Annotated in this window: 18 protein-coding genes; all 18 read left to right on the top strand. The window is 52.5% G+C overall.

Annotated elements, in window-relative coordinates; translation table 11 throughout:
- Window positions 1-22 precede the first annotated feature (22 nt).
- The 18 genes from WFJ73_RS07075 to trmD all read left to right on the top strand — a co-directional run bounded on the left by WFJ73_RS07075 (window position 23) and on the right by trmD (window position 16,281).
- A complete protein-coding gene (locus tag WFJ73_RS07075; protein WP_336772367.1) occupies window positions 23-547 on the top strand; it encodes a YceD family protein in 525 nt (174 codons plus the stop codon).
- A 37-nt stretch (window positions 548-584) separates the two neighbouring features.
- Window positions 585-758 carry a 50S ribosomal protein L32 gene (rpmF, locus tag WFJ73_RS07070; protein ID WP_015845071.1) on the top strand — a complete coding sequence of 58 codons (174 nt, stop codon included), beginning with the start codon at window positions 585-587 and terminating at the stop codon, window positions 756-758.
- A gap of 179 nt (window positions 759-937) precedes the next feature.
- The gene (fapR, locus tag WFJ73_RS07065) at window positions 938-1,510 is read left to right on the top strand and encodes a transcription factor FapR (RefSeq protein WP_132305707.1); all 573 of its coding nucleotides are present in this window, start codon (window positions 938-940) and stop codon (window positions 1,508-1,510) included.
- Between the two features lie 58 nt (window positions 1,511-1,568).
- Complete coding sequence (gene plsX / locus WFJ73_RS07060; protein WP_336772366.1) at window positions 1,569-2,561, top strand: phosphate acyltransferase PlsX; 993 nt, start codon at window positions 1,569-1,571, stop codon at window positions 2,559-2,561.
- On the top strand, window positions 2,561-3,547 hold the full coding sequence (locus WFJ73_RS07055; protein WP_336773077.1) for a beta-ketoacyl-ACP synthase III: 987 nt from the start codon (window positions 2,561-2,563) through the stop codon (window positions 3,545-3,547). The genes plsX and WFJ73_RS07055 overlap by 1 nt, the downstream gene beginning before the upstream one ends.
- A gap of 14 nt (window positions 3,548-3,561) precedes the next feature.
- Complete coding sequence (gene fabD, locus WFJ73_RS07050; protein WP_336772365.1) at window positions 3,562-4,485, top strand: ACP S-malonyltransferase; 924 nt, start codon at window positions 3,562-3,564, stop codon at window positions 4,483-4,485.
- 35 nt (window positions 4,486-4,520) lie between these two features.
- Window positions 4,521-5,270 carry a 3-oxoacyl-[acyl-carrier-protein] reductase gene (fabG, locus tag WFJ73_RS07045; protein ID WP_336772364.1) on the top strand — a complete coding sequence of 250 codons (750 nt, stop codon included), beginning with the start codon at window positions 4,521-4,523 and terminating at the stop codon, window positions 5,268-5,270.
- A gap of 94 nt (window positions 5,271-5,364) precedes the next feature.
- Complete coding sequence (gene acpP, locus WFJ73_RS07040) at window positions 5,365-5,598, top strand: acyl carrier protein (RefSeq protein ID WP_091181516.1); 234 nt, start codon at window positions 5,365-5,367, stop codon at window positions 5,596-5,598.
- A gap of 149 nt (window positions 5,599-5,747) precedes the next feature.
- Window positions 5,748-6,989 (top strand): beta-ketoacyl-ACP synthase II, encoded by a 1,242-nt coding sequence (gene fabF / locus WFJ73_RS07035; protein ID WP_336772363.1) that lies wholly within the window; start codon window positions 5,748-5,750, stop codon window positions 6,987-6,989.
- Window positions 6,979-7,674, top strand: a complete 696-nt coding sequence (rnc, locus tag WFJ73_RS07030) for a ribonuclease III (RefSeq protein WP_015845063.1) — start codon at window positions 6,979-6,981, stop codon at window positions 7,672-7,674. Before fabF ends, rnc begins: the two co-directional genes overlap by 11 nt.
- A gap of 187 nt (window positions 7,675-7,861) precedes the next feature.
- A complete protein-coding gene (smc, locus tag WFJ73_RS07025) occupies window positions 7,862-11,449 on the top strand; it encodes a chromosome segregation protein SMC (RefSeq protein ID WP_336772362.1) in 3,588 nt (1,195 codons plus the stop codon).
- A 35-nt stretch (window positions 11,450-11,484) separates the two neighbouring features.
- Entirely contained in the window at window positions 11,485-12,483 is a 999-nt protein-coding gene (ftsY, locus tag WFJ73_RS07020; RefSeq protein ID WP_336772361.1) for a signal recognition particle-docking protein FtsY, read from the top strand.
- Window positions 12,484-12,600: 117 nt separating this feature from the next.
- Window positions 12,601-13,002, top strand: a complete 402-nt coding sequence (gene ylxM, locus WFJ73_RS07015) for a YlxM family DNA-binding protein (protein WP_442955927.1) — start codon at window positions 12,601-12,603, stop codon at window positions 13,000-13,002.
- On the top strand, window positions 12,981-14,369 hold the full coding sequence (gene ffh, locus WFJ73_RS07010) for a signal recognition particle protein (protein ID WP_127499257.1): 1,389 nt from the start codon (window positions 12,981-12,983) through the stop codon (window positions 14,367-14,369). Before ylxM ends, ffh begins: the two co-directional genes overlap by 22 nt.
- A 42-nt stretch (window positions 14,370-14,411) precedes the next feature.
- Window positions 14,412-14,684 carry a 30S ribosomal protein S16 gene (rpsP, locus tag WFJ73_RS07005; RefSeq protein ID WP_015845058.1) on the top strand — a complete coding sequence of 91 codons (273 nt, stop codon included), beginning with the start codon at window positions 14,412-14,414 and terminating at the stop codon, window positions 14,682-14,684.
- A 25-nt stretch (window positions 14,685-14,709) separates the two neighbouring features.
- Window positions 14,710-14,940: a KH domain-containing protein gene (locus WFJ73_RS07000; protein ID WP_336772360.1), complete on the top strand. Its 231-nt coding sequence runs from the start codon at window positions 14,710-14,712 to the stop codon at window positions 14,938-14,940.
- Between the two features lie 73 nt (window positions 14,941-15,013).
- The gene (rimM, locus tag WFJ73_RS06995; protein ID WP_336772359.1) at window positions 15,014-15,532 is read left to right on the top strand and encodes a ribosome maturation factor RimM; all 519 of its coding nucleotides are present in this window, start codon (window positions 15,014-15,016) and stop codon (window positions 15,530-15,532) included.
- A 2-nt stretch (window positions 15,533-15,534) separates the two neighbouring features.
- Window positions 15,535-16,281, top strand: a complete 747-nt coding sequence (gene trmD / locus WFJ73_RS06990; RefSeq protein ID WP_336773075.1) for a tRNA (guanosine(37)-N1)-methyltransferase TrmD — start codon at window positions 15,535-15,537, stop codon at window positions 16,279-16,281.
- Window positions 16,282-16,283 lie beyond the last annotated feature (2 nt).

The raw sequence follows: 16,283 nt of genomic DNA, 5'->3' as shown, positions 1-16,283 counted from the left end.
TTTGTTTGTTTGGGGTGATCACATGCAGTTTCATGTACAAGAAACGATGTCCAAAGGCATTAAGGCAAAGATTGATGAGAATCTGGATGTGTCCGCGTTATTCAAAGACAGATCAGATGTCATCAGTCACGGTCCGCTCCATGTGTCGCTTCAGGTAACAGGCAATGAAGGCTCGATTACGGTCGAAGGCGAATTGTCCATTGATTGGGAACTCGCTTGCTCTCGTTGTCTAGATCCCGTGAAGCTTCATACGGTTATCCCTGTGTCCGACCAGTTCAAGCCGGCGTCCGAAAAGGATGAGGAAGAAAAGGAAGAGGACGAGGATGACGACGTTATTGCCGTAACAGGGGACAGGCTGGATTTGAAGCCTTATGTGGAAGAAGTGCTTCAGCTGTTCATGCCGTTCGCTCCGTTATGCAGCAACGATTGCAAAGGACTGTGCCAAAATTGCGGACAGAACTTAAATGAACAAAAATGCAGCTGCTCAACCGAGAGAATTGACCCTCGCATGGCAGTGCTCAAGGATTTATTCAAAGACGAACAATAAAACATGATTCATTGATTCTGTGAAGGAGGTGGGAAACATGGCAGTACCTCAAAGAAGAACATCCAAAACTCGCCGCGACAAACGTCGTACGCATTTCAAATTGGCGGTACCAGGTATGGTAAAATGCGAGCAATGTGGAGAGCTGAAACTTGGCCACCACGTATGCAAAGTGTGCGGATATTACAAAACGAAAGAGATTATTTCCCAATAATCTCGGGGTTTCCCACAATAGCACTTCATTACGATGAGGTGCTATTTTTTTTGTGTCCGTTGCTTACATACTCTTTTTTTTATATACTTATTTAGTACCAGGTTATAATATCAGCCATTATTCGAGTAAAATCAGACAAGGGTCACAATACTGTTAAGGTGGTGCCGAAGATCGAACGAATGCCTAAGCGACAGCGGCATCAGCTGCTCGCACAATTGATTGACGAAAATCCGTTTATGACGGACCGGGAGCTGACCAGACATTTGAAAGTCAGCATTCAGACCATCAGGCTTGACCGGATGGAACTGGGTATTCCCGAGCTGCGCGAGCGGATGAAGCTGATGGCTGAGCGTTCTTACGATTCCGTTCAGTCCTTGCCGCTGCACGAAGTGATTGGTGACATTGTAGATTTGCAGCTGGACAAAAGCGGGATCTCGATATTCGAAATTCGAGAAGAGCATGTTTTCTCGCGTACGGGAATTGCCCGGGGCCATCATGTATTTGCCCAGGCGAACTCGTTGGCTGTTGCTGTTATTGAAGAGAAAATCGCTCTGACGGTCACGGCGGACATCCGCTTTATCAGACCGGTTAAGCTGGGCGAGAAGTGCATTGCAAAAGCTTATGTACGTTCGATATCCGGCGAGCGCCACAAGTCGAAGGTGGAGCTCTTTACCTATGTCGGGGATGAAATGGTGTTCCAGGGGAACTTCGTCATTTACCGTTCAGCAGGTGAAGGAGAGAGCGAGGCATAAGCTTTTATGTTAGCGCTTTGCCTTTCTTACGGGGCAGAGCATCTGGGAGGTAAGAAACATGCGGATCGCCATAGATGCGATGGGAGGCGACCACGCCCCTGGACTTATCGTTCAGGGCGTGCTGGAAGCTGCGGCGGAGTGGCCGGATACGGAATTGGTTCTTGTTGGGGATACGGCGGCAGTTGAGCCTCTCTTCAAAGGACAGAAACCGGCCAACGTGACGTTATGCCATACGGATGAGGTGATCGGTCCGGATGAAGAGCCGGTCAAAGCGGTTCGCCGAAAAAAGGGCTCGTCCATGGTCGTTGCCGGCCAGTTGGTACGCGAGAAACGTGCCGATGCCATGATTTCCGCGGGCAACACCGGAGCGTTGATGACCACCGGATTGCTAGTTGTTGGCAGACTGGAAGGGATCGAGCGTCCCGCGCTCGCCCCAATGCTTCCTACAATGGACGATGTAGGGGTGCTTGCGCTTGACCTTGGCGCCAATATGGACGCGAAGCCTGAGCATTTGCTCCAATATGCAATCATGGGCAGTATTTATCGTGCAAAGGTGCATGGTTTTGACAACCCTCGCGTAGGCCTTCTGAATGTCGGTACCGAAGAGCGAAAAGGCAATGAGCTGACGAAAGCGGCTTATGATCTGCTCGAGCAGGCTCCGATTAATTTTATCGGCAACGTCGAGGCTCGGGACTTGCTTAATCGCAGCTGTGACATTCTCATTTGTGACGGTTTCGCGGGGAATATTATGCTTAAAGCAATGGAGGGGACAGCGGGATCGCTGATGACATTCCTGAAAGACGCTTTTGGCGAGACGCTCATGACGAAGCTTGCGGCAGCGGTTATGATGCCGAGACTTCGCGCATTGCGTAAAAAGATGGATTACAAAGAACATGGGAGCGCTCCGCTGCTTGGCTTGAACGGACTGGTGATGAAATGTCACGGTTCCTCGGATGCTAAAGCTGTGAAAAATGCGATCCGGCAGGCCCGGACGGCTATCAAAGCCCAGCTTACGGAGTCTATAGCGGCGGAAATAGGCGGGAGGTCATGATGAAATTACATCCTGTTGGCATCATTGGTACGGGCAAATACGTTCCCGACCGGATTTTATCCAATCAAGAACTTGAGCAAATGGTTGAAACCAACGATGAATGGATCGTAACGCGCACGGGTATCCGCGAACGCCGTCTGGCGGCAGCGGAGCAGGCGACATCCGATCTGGCTTATCAGGCTTCGCTGAAAGCAATAAAAGCGGCGGGTATTACCATTGAAGACATTGACCTGATTATCGTATCGACAATTACGCCGGATACGTTCTTCCCTTCAACGGCATGCCTGCTGCAAGAAAAGCTTGGAGCGAAAAAAGCGGCTGCATTTGATTTGTCGGCAGCCTGCTCCGGATTTATATACGGTCTGGCAACCGCTTCGAATATGATTGCTACAGGCATGTACAAGCATGTCCTTGTTGTTGGGGCCGAGACCTTATCCCGCATTACGGATTATACGGACCGCAATACGTGCATCTTGTTTGGCGACGGCGCGGGTGCCGTTGTGCTCGGACCGGTAGAGGAAGGCCGCGGCTTCAAGTCGTTCGAGCTTGGCGCTGACGGCGGCGGCGGAGATCTCTTGAAAGTGAGCGGCGGCGGTTCGCGTATGCCTTCAACGGCGGAAAGCGTTGCGTCGAAGCAGCATTACATTCATATGGCCGGCAATGAAGTGTTTAAATTCGCGGTGCGCATCATGGGCAATGCGGCGGAGGAAGCTCTTCGCAAAGCCGGGATGAGCAAAGAGGATATCAATCTGCTTGTACCTCACCAAGCCAATGTCCGTATCATTCAATCGGCTCTTAACCGACTCAACCTGTCGGAAGAAAAGTGTATGGTTAACTTGGACAAATACGGCAATATGTCCGCTGCATCGATTCCGGTTGCGCTGGCTGAAGCTGTAGAGCAGGGAAGAGTTAACGCTGGGGACTGTCTTGTGTTCGTTGGCTTCGGAGGAGGCCTCACCTGGGGCGCTTCCGTATTGATCTGGTAATGGAGGGAATTCATTTGAGCAAAACTGCATTTGTTTTTCCCGGCCAAGGCGCGCAAGCCGTTGGTATGGGCAAAGACGCGTACGAAGCGTTTGAAAGCTCCCGCGCTGTCTTCGAGCAAGCGGATGAAGCACTGGACTTCAAGCTGAGCGACATTATTTTCAACGGTCCTGACGATGCGCTGAAGCAGACGGTTAATACGCAGCCGGCACTTCTGACGGTAAGTGTTGCCTTGCTGAAGGCACTTGAAGGCCGCGGACTCAAGGCCGATTACGTGGCTGGCCATAGCCTTGGCGAGTACAGCGCGCTGGTTGCAGCAGGCGTACTCAGCTTTGATGATGCGGTCCGCACGGTTCGCGCGCGCGGCGAATTCATGGAGCAGGCTGTTCCTAGCGGACAAGGCGCAATGGCTGCCGTGCTTGGAGCAGAGCGCGGCGTTCTGGCCGAATTATGTTCGAAAATCACGGAAGAAGGAAATACGGTTGAACTGGCGAATGTTAACTGTCCGGGTCAAATCGTTGTTTCCGGTTCGGCAGCCGGCGTTCAATCGGTTGTTGAGCGAGGCAAAGAAGAAGCCGGCGCGAAGCGTGTCATTCCGCTGGAAGTAAGCGGCCCGTTCCATTCCTCGCTGATGAAGCCAGCGGCCGAGAAGCTGTCCGGCGTTTTGTCGGAAGTGTCGATGAACGATGCAGCTATTCCGGTAGTAGCGAATGTAACGGCTGCCCCGGTGACGGAAGCGGCTTCGATCCGCAATCTTCTGGTCGAGCAGGTTTACTCTCCTGTTCTATGGGAAGACACTGTTCGTTATTTGGCTGAACAAGGCGTGGACACTTTCGTTGAGATCGGTTCGGGCACTGTGCTTGCAGGCCTGATCAAGAAAGTCGACAAAAATCTGCGCGTTATCTCGGTAAACAGCATTGCTGCATTGGAAACACTGTAGTATGGTGCTCATGCAAAACTTGGAGGAGGCATACCATGTTTGCTAGTCTTGAAGGCAAAAAAGCGCTTGTAACGGGCGCATCCCGCGGCATCGGCCGTGCCATTGCCGTTGCGCTTGCGGAAGCCGGCGCCGATGTAGCGATCAACTACTCGGGCAGCGAGGCTGCTGCAGCTGAGACAGCCAAAGCGGTTGAAGCGTTTGGCCGCCGCGCTATCATGCTGAAAGCGAACGTTGGCAAAACCGATGAATTCGAAGGCATGGTCAAAGAAGTTGTTGACCAATTTGGTTCAATCGATATTTTGGTGAATAACGCAGGCATTACAAGAGATAATTTAATTATGCGTATGAAAGAAGAGGAATTTGACCAAGTTATTGAGACGAACTTAAAGGGTGTCTTTAACGGGATCAAAGCGGTTACGCGGCCAATGATGAAGCAGCGTGCCGGACGCATTATTAATATCTCTTCGGTAGTGGGCGTGCTCGGAAATCCGGGTCAAGCGAACTATGTCGCGGCGAAAGCAGGCGTTATCGGCCTCACGAAGTCGAGCGCGCGCGAGCTTGCATCCCGCGGCATTACTGTAAATTGCATTGCTCCAGGCTTTATTCAAACGGATATGACGGACAAGCTGTCCTCCGAGATGAAGGAATCGCTTTCTTCGCAAATCCCTCTTGCGCGCCTTGGCGCAGCCGAGGATATTGCGGCAGCGGTACGCTTCCTCGCATCCGATGCTGCTTCCTATATGACAGGTCAAACCGTCCATATTGACGGCGGCATGTACATGTAAGATAGCATCACGCCGCAATGACCGGAAATGCAACGGTTATGTATGGCGTTTTGTCTTAAATTCTCGTATAATACCCTAGGAGGAGGTGAATCGGATGTCCGAAGTAGTAGAACGTGTAAAACGTATCGTCGTCGACAGACTTGGCGTAGACGAAGCGGAAGTCACGCTGGAAGCTTCCTTCAAAGATGACCTCGGCGCTGACTCTCTTGATGTCGTTGAGTTGGTCATGGAACTGGAAGACGAGTTTGATATGGAGATCTCTGATGAAGATGCAGAGACCATCACCACGGTGGGAGAAGTAGTCAATTACATACAATCTCATACGTAAGGAAACAAGGGTCCCGTTGCAATAGACGGGACTTCTCTCCATCTGAGGCACGGAATCATCATGACATTATGAATGAGCTTGTACGCTTTTTATTATAGAAGATGTGATGTACGCATCTAATTGCAGTCCACTTTGAGGTGAATCTTACAATGAAACAAAGAGTTGTTGTTACCGGCATGGGGGTTATTACCTCGCTCGGAGCAGACCTGGAACAGTTTTGGGGTAATTTGATGGAAGGGAAATCAGGCGTATCGCATATCGAAGCGTTTGACGTTTCCGAATATCCGACTCAAATTGCCGCTGAAGTAAAGAACTTCAATCCGGAAGATTACAATCTTGATAAAAAAGAAGCGCGCCGCATGGACCGTTTCGTCCAATTCGCGTCCGTTGCCAGCTTGAACGCGGTTAAAGACGCCGGCCTTGAGATCGGTACCAATGTCGATCCCGAGCGTGTAGGCGTTATCGTCGGATCCGGTATCGGCGGACTCGGAACTTGGGAAGACCAGCATAACATCCTGCTCGAGAAAGGTCCTAAGCGCGTAAGCCCGTTCTTCATTCCGATGATGATCGCGAACATGGCTTCCGGACAAGTCTCGATGCTGACCGGCGCGAAAGGCCCGAACAGCACGGCGGTTACGGCTTGCGCGACGGGTACCCACTCGATCGGCGATTCCTACAAGATGATTCAACGCGGAGATGCCGACGTTATGATCTGCGGCGGCGCGGAAGCAACGATCCGTCCCACGGGTCTTGCCGGCTTCTGCTCGATGCGCGCGATGTCCGTGCGCAACGATGAACCGGAGAAAGCCAGCCGTCCGTTTGATATCGGCCGCGACGGTTTCGTCATGGGCGAAGGGGCAGGCGTTCTGATTCTGGAATCGCTGGAGCATGCTCAAAAGCGCGGAGCTCAAATCTATGCGGAAGTTATCGGCTACGGCATGAGCGGCGACGCTCATCACATGACGGAGCCTGATCCGGACGGAGCTGCACGCTGCATGACGAAAGCATTGCGCGACGCGGGACTTGAGCCTGAGGCGATTGATTACATCAACGCGCACGGCACGTCGACGCCGGTAGGCGACCGTTCCGAAACAAGCGCGATCAAAAAAGCATTTGGCGATCATGCCTATAAGCTAGCGGTCAGCTCGACCAAATCGATGACCGGTCACCTGCTTGGCGCTGCCGGCGGTGTCGAAGCCGTTATTCTGGGCCTCACGCTCAAGAACGGCATTATTGCTCCAACTATTAACCTGGAGAATCAAGATCCTGAGCTTGACTTGGATTACGTGCCGAATACGCCGCGTAAAGCGGATGTCAGAACGGCGCTGTCCAACTCGTTCGGCTTCGGCGGTCATAACGCGACGATCGTGATGAAAGTCTATGAAGCGTGATTCCATTAACGAGCTGCAGACCCGTCTGCAGCTTCGCTTCAAACAGCTGAAGCTGCTGAAGCAGGCTTTTACGCATACTTCCTATGTCAATGAACACAAACATGGGACGATCGAGCATAATGAACGCCTGGAATTTCTGGGCGACGCTGTTCTGCAGCTGCTCGTATCGGAATATTTGTTTGCGGCGTATCCGAACCGGCCGGAAGGTGAACTGACCCGTATGCGTGCGTCTGTCGTTTGCGAGCCTTCATTGGCCCAATTTGCGGAGCGACTGGAGCTTGGCGCCCATATTCAGCTTGGCAGAGGCGAAGAGCAGCTTGGAGGAAGACAGCGTCCCGCGCTGCTCGCCGATTTGTTCGAAGCCTTTGTTGGAGCGATATTCCTTGATGCCGGCATCGAACGGACAAGAGCCTTTCTCGAGACGCATATGTTCCCGTACATTGAATCCAACGACTACGGCCTGCTTGTGAAGGACTTCAAGTCCAAGCTGCAGGAGCGAGCCCAGCACAAAGGGCTTGGCGCCGTAGAGTACCGGATTATGGAAGAGCGTGGGCCTGCCCACGACCGCGAGTTTGTCGTCGAGGTTTGCATCGGCGAAATTCCTTACGGAAACGGCAGCGGCAGAACGAAGAAGGAAGCGGAGCAGCGTGCTGCGGCAGTTGCTTGGCAATCGCTAACGGAATAATGGAATAAGCCTGTTGCGGACTCAAGTAAGGGGGCTGCGGCAGGCTTTTTTTAATTCTCGCTTCGCTGCCAAAAGGATGGCCACATAGACGTTTGCCTCAACTGCCTTGTCTGATTTTACAGCGGGTAAAAGGTTAACGAGCCGCGTTAAGTTGTGTTACAATAGGCGATGAGGTGAAAGCCAGGTTATGTTCCTGAAACGGATAGAATTATCGGGATTTAAATCGTTTGCCGACAAGACGGAAATGGAATTCGTCACCGGCATTACGGCTGTTGTTGGACCTAACGGCAGCGGTAAAAGCAATATATCGGACGGCATCCGCTGGGTGCTGGGCGAGCAAAGCGCCAAGAGCCTTCGGGGCGGCAAGATGGAGGATATCATTTTTGCCGGAAGCGACGCGCGCAAGGCTGTCAACTACGGAGAAGTATCGCTGACGCTTGATAACGGCGACGGGGCACTGCCGCTTGAATATAATGAAGTGACGGTTACCCGCCGTGTCCATCGGAGCGGCGATAGCGAATATATGATTAACAAGCAGTCTTGCCGTTTGAAGGATATTACCGAGCTGTTTATGGATACGGGGATCGGTAAGGAAGCCTATTCCATCATCGGACAAGGCCGTATCGAAGAAATACTAAGTACCCGTTCGGAAGACCGCAGGGGTATTTTCGAAGAAGCATCAGGGATTGTTAAATATAAGTCGCGTAAACGCGAAGCCCAGCGCAAGCTGGAAGATACGGAAAACAATCTGCTCCGGATCCATGACCTTGTGACGGAGCTGGAGGACCAGGTAGAGCCGCTGCGCATTCAATCGGAGAAGGCTATCCACTTCAAGCAGCTCAGGGAGCAGTTGAAGACGCAGGAGATCTCGATGTACGTACATAACATTGAGAATGTGTACGGCTCTTGGTCGGAAGCGAATGCCAAGCTGGAGCGTTTGAAGCGCGAACAGCTGGAGCTGTCTACGGTTGTCAGCAAGCATGATGCCCATCTGGAGAAGGACCGCCAGGTGCTTCGCGAGCTGGAAGAAGCACTCGACCGACTTCATGAGGACATGCTGCATTACAGCGAAGAATACGAGAAATGCGAAGGCTATGGCGAGGTTCTGAAGGAACGGAAGAAGAACCTGGAGCAAAATAAAAAGCAGCTCGAAGAAACGATTTCCGCCCAGGATGAGAGAATCGCTGCGCTGACCAGCGAAGAAGCGGAATTCCGCAATCGCGCCGCGGTATTGGAATTGCAGCTTGCTGAGCTGAAGCATAAGCTTGCTGTCGAGGAAGATAACCTAATCGGCGTATCGGGCGGTACCGCGGTGGATGCCGAGGAGATGCTGAAGGGCGAATTGCTCGAAGTGCTCAGCACGATGGCTCAGCTGCGCAACGAAATCCGTTACGCTGCCCAGCAGCAGGAAGCGGTTCAACGCCGCATGGAGCGTCTCAGCGATGAGGAAGCCAAGTGGGCGGATCAGCAGCGTAAACTGAATGCCCGGAGAGCAGAGCTTGAGAAGCAGCTTGAAGCTACTCTTGATGCGATCGGCAAGGCACGCACCAAGTATATCGATCAGGCGGAGAAAGCGAAGGAGCTTAGCCAAATCTCAGAGGATGCGACGACCTCTCTGCGCAAATGGGAGCAGAAGCTCGATGCGCAAGTCTCGCGGCGCGACACGATGAAGGAAATGCAGGACGCCTTGGACGGCTTTATGCATGGCGTCCGCGAAGTGCTTAAAGCTTCCCGCAGATCTTCCGGCTCCGGAGGAATCAGCGGTGTGCACGGCGCCGTGGCCGAGCTTGTCCGCGTGCCCGAGAGAATCGAGACCGCTGTAGAAACCGCGTTGGGCGGGGCACTTCAGCATATCGTTATGGAAGACGAGAAATCGGCACGCAGCGCAATCTCCTTCCTGAAGCAGCGTCAGCTAGGCCGCGCGACGTTCCTTCCGCTTGACGTTATCCGGGGTCGTCATGTTCCCGAGCATGAAAAGAGGATGGCGGAGTCGGTTGACGGCTTTGTTGGTGTTGCGGCAGATTTGGTGTCCTGCGAACCGCGATACGAAGCAATTATTCAAAATTTGCTCGGTAACGTGCTGTTGGCCGAAACTCTTGAGCAAGCCAACCGTATAGCATCCAAATGCCAATACCGCTACCGCGTCGTAACGCTGGAAGGCGATGTTGTGAATGCCGGCGGTTCGATGACAGGCGGCAGCCTTCAGAAGAAGGGGGCAAGCCTGCTGGGCCGCCAGCGCCAGATTGAAGCATTGGATCAAGAGATTATGGAAGGCGAGAAAACAATCGTCCAGCTGCGGGACAAGTTAAGCGATATCCGCAAGGAACAGTCCATTCTCTCGCAAAACATGGAAGAGCTTCGCTCGCAGGCTGAGCAATACCGGATTGACGAGCAGCAGGTTCGTGCCGAGCTGCAGCAGCTGAACAATGAGGCAAAGCACCTTACCGAACAAGAACAGCTGTTTACGGCTGACCGCACGAATCATACGGCTGAACAGAAGTCGATGCTGGATATGGCGGCGGAGGCCGAGGTGCGTCTTGAACAGCTGACGGCAGACGAAGCCCGTCTGCAAGGAGCGATCAGGCTTGCCGAAGAGCGTCGCAAGGCAAGTGAATCGGCGAAAGAGGAGCTTCAGGTTCAGCTTACGGATTTGAAAATTTCCGTAGCGAAGACCGATCAGGAAAAGCAGTCCTTCGAGGATCAGGCAGCGCGCGTCCGTGCCGATATTCAGCGCGCCAAGCAGGAGCTTGCAAGCTCACGGAATCTTTTGACCCAGCAGGATGCCGAAATGGAACGCCATAGCGGGGAGACGGTCGCCCAGATTGAACAGCTTAATCATCTGCGCCTGAAGAAACAGGAATGCGCGGAACAGACGGACCTGAAGCGCTCGGCACGTGCTGATCGCGTCAAAGAGCTGGAGCAGGGCGAGAGCGATACGAAGGAACAGCGCGGACAGCTTCGTCAAGTGGAGGAGCAAATGCGCCAGACCGAGATCGCGGCAAACCGTCTGGACGTGGAACTGGACAACCTGCTCCGCAAGCTGAGTGAAGAGTACGAACTCAGCTTCGAGCTTGCGAAGGAGCAATATCCGGTGCCGGAGGACATCGTTGGCACGCAAAACGCGGTCCGCGACATCAAGCGTCAAATTACGGCGCTTGGCGATGTTAACCTGGGTGCAATCGAAGAGTATGAACGCGTAAGAGAGCGTTTCGAGTTCCTGACCGAGCAGAAGGATGATCTGGTTGAAGCGAAAACCACTTTGTATCAGGTTATCCGCGAGATGGATGAAGAGATGTCCAAGCGCTTCCGAACAACCTTCGAACAGATCCGCAGACATTTCGTGGTTGTATTTGCGAAGTTGTTTGGCGGAGGCCGAGCTGACCTGGTTCTGGTTGATCCTGAGCGGGTCTTGGATACAGGGATTGATATCGTCGCTCAGCCTCCGGGCAAAAAGCTGCAAAACCTGCAGCTGCTATCCGGCGGAGAGCGAGCACTCACGGCTATTGCTTTACTGTTTGCCATTCTGCAGGTGAAGCCGGTGCCGTTCTGCGTGCTTGACGAAGTTGAAGCGGCGCTTGATGAAGCGAACGTTGCCCGTTTTGCCCAATACCTGCGTGAGTTCTCCGGACTTACACAGTTTATCGTCGTGACTCACCGTAAAGGAACAATGGAGGAAGCCGATGTCCTGTACGGCGTAACGATGGAAGAAGGCGGCGTATCGAAGCTGGTATCCGTACGCCTCGAAGAAGATGCGGAAGAGCAGGAATCCGCTTAAACAGTGGCCTAATAGGATGGAGGACTTGAACCCGTATGAGTTTTTTCAAAAAACTGAAGGAAAGCATCGCTTCGAAGACCGAAGCGGTAACGACGATATTTAAGGAAGGCCTGACCAAGACGCGCGTTGCTCTTGTCGAGAAGGTTGAGGAGCTGATTACACGCCGCAAAAAAATCGATGAAGAGTTCTACGAGGAGCTCGAGGAAATTCTCATCGGCGCCGATGTTGGCGTCAATACGGTTATGACGTTGATCGATGAGCTCCGCGCCGAAGTGAAAAAGCGGAAAATCGAACAGGCAGCCGAGCTGCAGCCAATCCTGTCGGAAAAGCTGATCGGTCTGCTGAAGGGGGAGCAAAACCCCGGCCTGCAAATGGCGAAAAGCGGCATTACCGTTATTTTATTCGTTGGCGTTAACGGCGTAGGCAAGACAACAACGATCGGCAAGCTCGCCCACAAATTCAAAAGCGAAGGCAAAAGCGTGCTTCTGGCAGCGGGCGACACCTTCCGTGCGGCCGCTATCGAGCAGCTTGAAGTATGGGGTCAGCGCGTAGGCGTTGAAGTGATCAAGCAGCAATCCGGTTCGGACCCGGCCGCGGTTATGTTTGATGCGGTTCAAGCGGCAAAGCAGCGCGGCGTTGACGTCCTGCTCTGCGATACGGCCGGCCGTCTCCAGAACAAAACAAACCTGATGGAAGAGCTGAACAAGATTTTCCGCGTTATCCAGCGCGAAATTCCGGATGCTCCGCATGAAGTGCTTCTCGTGCTTGATGCGACAACAGGCCAGAACGCGCTCAGCCAAGCGAAGCTCTTTGGCGAGAAAAGCGGCGTTACCGGTCTTGTTCTGACCAAGCTTGACGGTACGGCAAAAGGCGGCATCGTCATCGCTATCCGCAATGAACTGAACCTTCCGGTGAAGCTGGTGGGTCTTGGAGAGAAGATGACGGATCTGCAGGAATTCGATTCGGAGCAGTTCGTTCATGCCTTGTTTGCAGGGCTGATCCAGCGCGAAGAAGAGCAGTCGGAAACAAATTAAATAAGTGACAAGGACAAAAGCTTGACAGTGCCATCAGCGATCGTGTAAGATAAGAGACGTTGTGACACTGTCAAGGCTTTTTGCTTGACGGATGATGTTGAAAGGGGCTTAACGCGGATGACCATACATGAACCGGATGCCCTAGCCAAGACAACACGCATCAACTTGTTATTTGATTTCTACGAGCCGCTGCTCACGGAGAAACAGCGGACGTTCTTAAAATATTATTTTCACGACGATTACTCGCTTGGCGAGATCGCAGCCGAGTCCGGCATCAGCCGGCAGGCCGTTTATGAACATGTGAAGCGGGCGGAGCAGGTGCTTGAAGGGTATGAAGCCAAGCTAAGTTTGGTTGCGAAGCATGAATTCATGCAGCAGCTTACCGCAGGGCTGGAACGGAAGGTTGCCGAGCTGCCAATCGATCCTACTTATAAGCAAGAGCTACTTAGAGACATAGAGCAGTTAACGAAGACTGATAGTGACGGAGGTGACGAATCATGGCGGCATTTGAGAGCTTAACGAACCGGTTGCAAAATGTGTTCAGCAAGCTGAGAGGCAAAGGCAAAGTAACGGAAGAAGATTTGAATGAGGCAATGCGCGAGGTACGTCTTGCGCTGCTCGAAGCTGACGTTAACTTTAAAGTCGTCAAAGATTTTATCGCCAAAGTGAAAGAGAAGGCGCTTGGTCTTGATGTTTCCAAGAGCTTTACGCCAGGCATGGTCGTCATCGACATCGTTAACAAAGAGTTAACGGAATTGATGGGCGGCACGCAAAGCAAGCTTGCAAAGGCGAACAAGCCTCCTACCGTTATTATGATGGTTGGTCTGCAAGGCGCGGGTAAGACAACAACAACAGCCAAGCTGGCCAAATTGCTTCAAAAGGGCAACAGCAAGCCGCTCCTCGTTGCGTGCGACATTTACCGTCCTGCGGCGATCAAGCAGCTCCAAGTGCTTGGCGAGCAGATTAACGCGCCTGTATTCTCGCTTGGCGATCAGACCTCGCCGGTTGAGATTGCGAAAGCAGGCCTAGCGCATGCGAAAGAAAACCATAACGATTACGTTATCTTCGATACCGCGGGCAGGCTGCATATCGATGAAGCGCTGATGGAAGAGCTGAAGCAAATCCACCAGAACGTGAAGCCCGATGAAGTCTTGCTCGTCGTTGACGCAATGACCGGTCAAGACGCGGTTAACGTAGCGCAAAGCTTCCATGATCAGCTTGAGCTGACAGGTGTCGTTCTTACGAAGCTTGACGGCGACACACGCGGCGGTGCCGCATTGTCCGTCAAAGCGGTAACCGGCAAGCCGATCAAATTCGCGGCAATGGGCGAGAAGATTGACGCGCTCGAGCCGTTCCATCCGGACCGGATGGCTTCCCGTATTCTCGGGATGGGGGATATGCTGTCGCTGATCGAGAAAGCGCAGGCGAACATTGATGCCGATAAAGCGGCAGAGATGGAACGCAAAATGCGTACCGCCGAATTTACTTTCGACGACTTCCTTGAGCAGATGGCGCAAATCCGCAATCTGGGTCCATTGGATCAGCTTATGGACATGCTGCCCGGCATGAACAAGATGAAGGGCAACATGAAGGATCTGAAGGTGGACGAAAAGCAGATCAACCGCGTTGAAGCGATTGTCCGCTCGATGACGAAGGCTGAGAAGCAAAAGCCGGAGCTTCTGAACCACAGCCGCCGTAAACGCGTAGCCGCGGGCAGCGGTACGTCGATTACGGAAGTTAACCGGCTTATCAAGCAGTTCGAAGACATGCGCAAGATGATGAAGCAGTTCTCGTCCATGATGGGTCCTAAAGGTCCAAAGGGCGGAATGAAAGGTCTGAAGGGCATGCTTGGCAAAGGCGGAAAAGGGTTTAAATTCCCGTTTTAAGATATACAAGCGTAGTTGATTAACCGAAGGAGGTGAATTTCCATGGCAGTACGTATTCGTCTGAAACGTATGGGTGCTCACAAGGCTCCATTCTACCGCGTTGTCGTTTCTAACTCCCGTTCCCCACGTGACGGTCGCTTTATCGAAGAAATCGGTACTTACAACCCGGTTGCTCAACCGGCTCAAGTAACGATCGACGAAGAGAAAGCGTTGAAATGGCTGCAAACAGGAGCTCAAGCTTCTGATACCGTTCGCGACTTGCTTTCCAAAGCAGGTGTCCTGAAAAAGTTCCATGAGCTTAAGCAACAGAAATAACTGTTGAATAGCGGAGGGCCTTGAAATGAAAGAATTGATTCTTGTCATAGCAAAGGCGTTAGTGGATCATCCAGAGGACGTGCGCGTGAATGAGCGAGAGGATGATCGCGGTACGGTGTACGAGCTGTCGGTCCACGCCGATGATATCGGCAAAGTAATCGGCAAGCAGGGACGGATTGCGAAAGCAATGCGTGCCGTCGTTACATCAGCGGCCATCAAATCCCAGAAGCGCGTTATCGTAGACATCATATCGTAAAAGCATACGATGCAGGGTTAGGATAATTATCCTAGCCCTTTTTCGTACAAATAGAGACGGGTGGTTACATACGATGGGCATAAAATATTATAATGTAGGCAAGCTGGTTAATACGCATGGTCTGCGCGGCGAAGTTAAAGTATTGCCACAGACGGATTTCGCCGAATCCCGGTTTGCGAACGGAAGCAAGCTGTCCCTTCAGCATCCTGACAACGGACAAAAGCTTGAAGTGGAAGTAATCGGCGCCAGGGAGCACAAAGGGATGTTTATCCTAAAGCTGAAGGGCTATAACGATATTAACGAAGTGGAAAAATATAAGGGCTGGACGCTGAAAATCGGCGAGGAAGAATTACAACAGCTCGATGACGGCGAATACTACTACCATGAGATCATCGGATGCCGGGTGCTAACGGAAGACGGCGAAGAGTTGGGCACAATCTCGGATATTCTCCGTCCGGGCGCCAATGATGTATGGGTTGTTGATATGCCTAAGAAAAAGCAGCTGCTCCTGCCGGTTATCGACGATGTTCTGCTTCATGTCGACGTGGCTAATAAAACGGTAACAGTGAAGTTGCTGGAAGGGCTGATCTAATGATGCGTATCGATGTGCTGACGCTGTTCCCGGAAATGTTCGACGGCGTATTTGGCGCGAGCATCCTGGGCAAAGCTAGGGATAAAGGAATTGTATCGCTTGAAGCGATTAACTTCCGCGAATATTCCAATAACAAGCATAACACCGTTGACGATTATCCTTACGGCGGGGGCGGCGGTATGGTCCTTAAGCCTGAACCGGTATTTGCCGCAGTAGAGGATCTAATGGCAAAGAAGGAGAGCGGAGCGCGTCCCCGGGTTATTCTGATGTGCCCGCAGGGTGAATCCTTTACGCAAAAGAAAGCCGAGGAACTCGCGAAGGAAGAGCATCTCGTGCTGATCTGCGGTCATTACGAAGGCTACGATGAACGCATTCGCGAATACTTGGTAACCGACGAACTTTCAATTGGCGATTATGTGTTGACAGGCGGAGAAATTCCGGCAATGACCGTCATTGACAGCGTTGTCCGGCTGCTGCCTGGCGTACTCGGAAACGAGACTTCCGCTGTTACGGATTCGTACAGCACAGGTCTGCTGGAATATCCGCATTACACGCGTCCGCCCGTGTTTAGAGACTGGGCGGTGCCTGATGTGCTGGTATCCGGCAATCATGCCAAGATTGATACCTGGAGACGCGAGCAGTCGCTGCTCCGAACGCTTAAGCGCCGTCCCGATCTGCTGGAGAAGGCGGAGCTGACGGATAAGGAACGCAAGTGGCTGACGCTTCAGGAGCAAGATCAGTCAACATAAAA

Source organism: Paenibacillus sp. MMO-58, from assembly GCF_037146255.1.
Lineage (GTDB): Bacteria > Bacillota > Bacilli > Paenibacillales > Paenibacillaceae > Pristimantibacillus.
Note: the sequence above shows the minus strand (reverse complement) of the source record. Positions and strands in the feature narration are given on the sequence as shown.

Coding starts and splice junctions, on each gene's coding strand:
- WFJ73_RS07075 (WP_336772367.1), top strand. CDS start 23: ATGCAGTTTCATGTACAAGAAACGATGTCCAAAGGCATTAAGGCAAAG.
- rpmF (WP_015845071.1), top strand. CDS start 585: ATGGCAGTACCTCAAAGAAGAACATCCAAAACTCGCCGCGACAAACGT.
- fapR (WP_132305707.1), top strand. CDS start 938: ATGCCTAAGCGACAGCGGCATCAGCTGCTCGCACAATTGATTGACGAA.
- plsX (WP_336772366.1), top strand. CDS start 1,569: ATGCGGATCGCCATAGATGCGATGGGAGGCGACCACGCCCCTGGACTT.
- WFJ73_RS07055 (WP_336773077.1), top strand. CDS start 2,561: ATGAAATTACATCCTGTTGGCATCATTGGTACGGGCAAATACGTTCCC.
- fabG (WP_336772364.1), top strand. CDS start 4,521: ATGTTTGCTAGTCTTGAAGGCAAAAAAGCGCTTGTAACGGGCGCATCC.
- acpP (WP_091181516.1), top strand. CDS start 5,365: ATGTCCGAAGTAGTAGAACGTGTAAAACGTATCGTCGTCGACAGACTT.
- fabF (WP_336772363.1), top strand. CDS start 5,748: ATGAAACAAAGAGTTGTTGTTACCGGCATGGGGGTTATTACCTCGCTC.
- rnc (WP_015845063.1), top strand. CDS start 6,979: ATGAAGCGTGATTCCATTAACGAGCTGCAGACCCGTCTGCAGCTTCGC.
- smc (WP_336772362.1), top strand. CDS start 7,862: ATGTTCCTGAAACGGATAGAATTATCGGGATTTAAATCGTTTGCCGAC.
- ftsY (WP_336772361.1), top strand. CDS start 11,485: ATGAGTTTTTTCAAAAAACTGAAGGAAAGCATCGCTTCGAAGACCGAA.
- ylxM (WP_442955927.1), top strand. CDS start 12,601: ATGACCATACATGAACCGGATGCCCTAGCCAAGACAACACGCATCAAC.
- ffh (WP_127499257.1), top strand. CDS start 12,981: ATGGCGGCATTTGAGAGCTTAACGAACCGGTTGCAAAATGTGTTCAGC.
- rpsP (WP_015845058.1), top strand. CDS start 14,412: ATGGCAGTACGTATTCGTCTGAAACGTATGGGTGCTCACAAGGCTCCA.
- WFJ73_RS07000 (WP_336772360.1), top strand. CDS start 14,710: ATGAAAGAATTGATTCTTGTCATAGCAAAGGCGTTAGTGGATCATCCA.
- rimM (WP_336772359.1), top strand. CDS start 15,014: ATGGGCATAAAATATTATAATGTAGGCAAGCTGGTTAATACGCATGGT.
- trmD (WP_336773075.1), top strand. CDS start 15,535: ATGCGTATCGATGTGCTGACGCTGTTCCCGGAAATGTTCGACGGCGTA.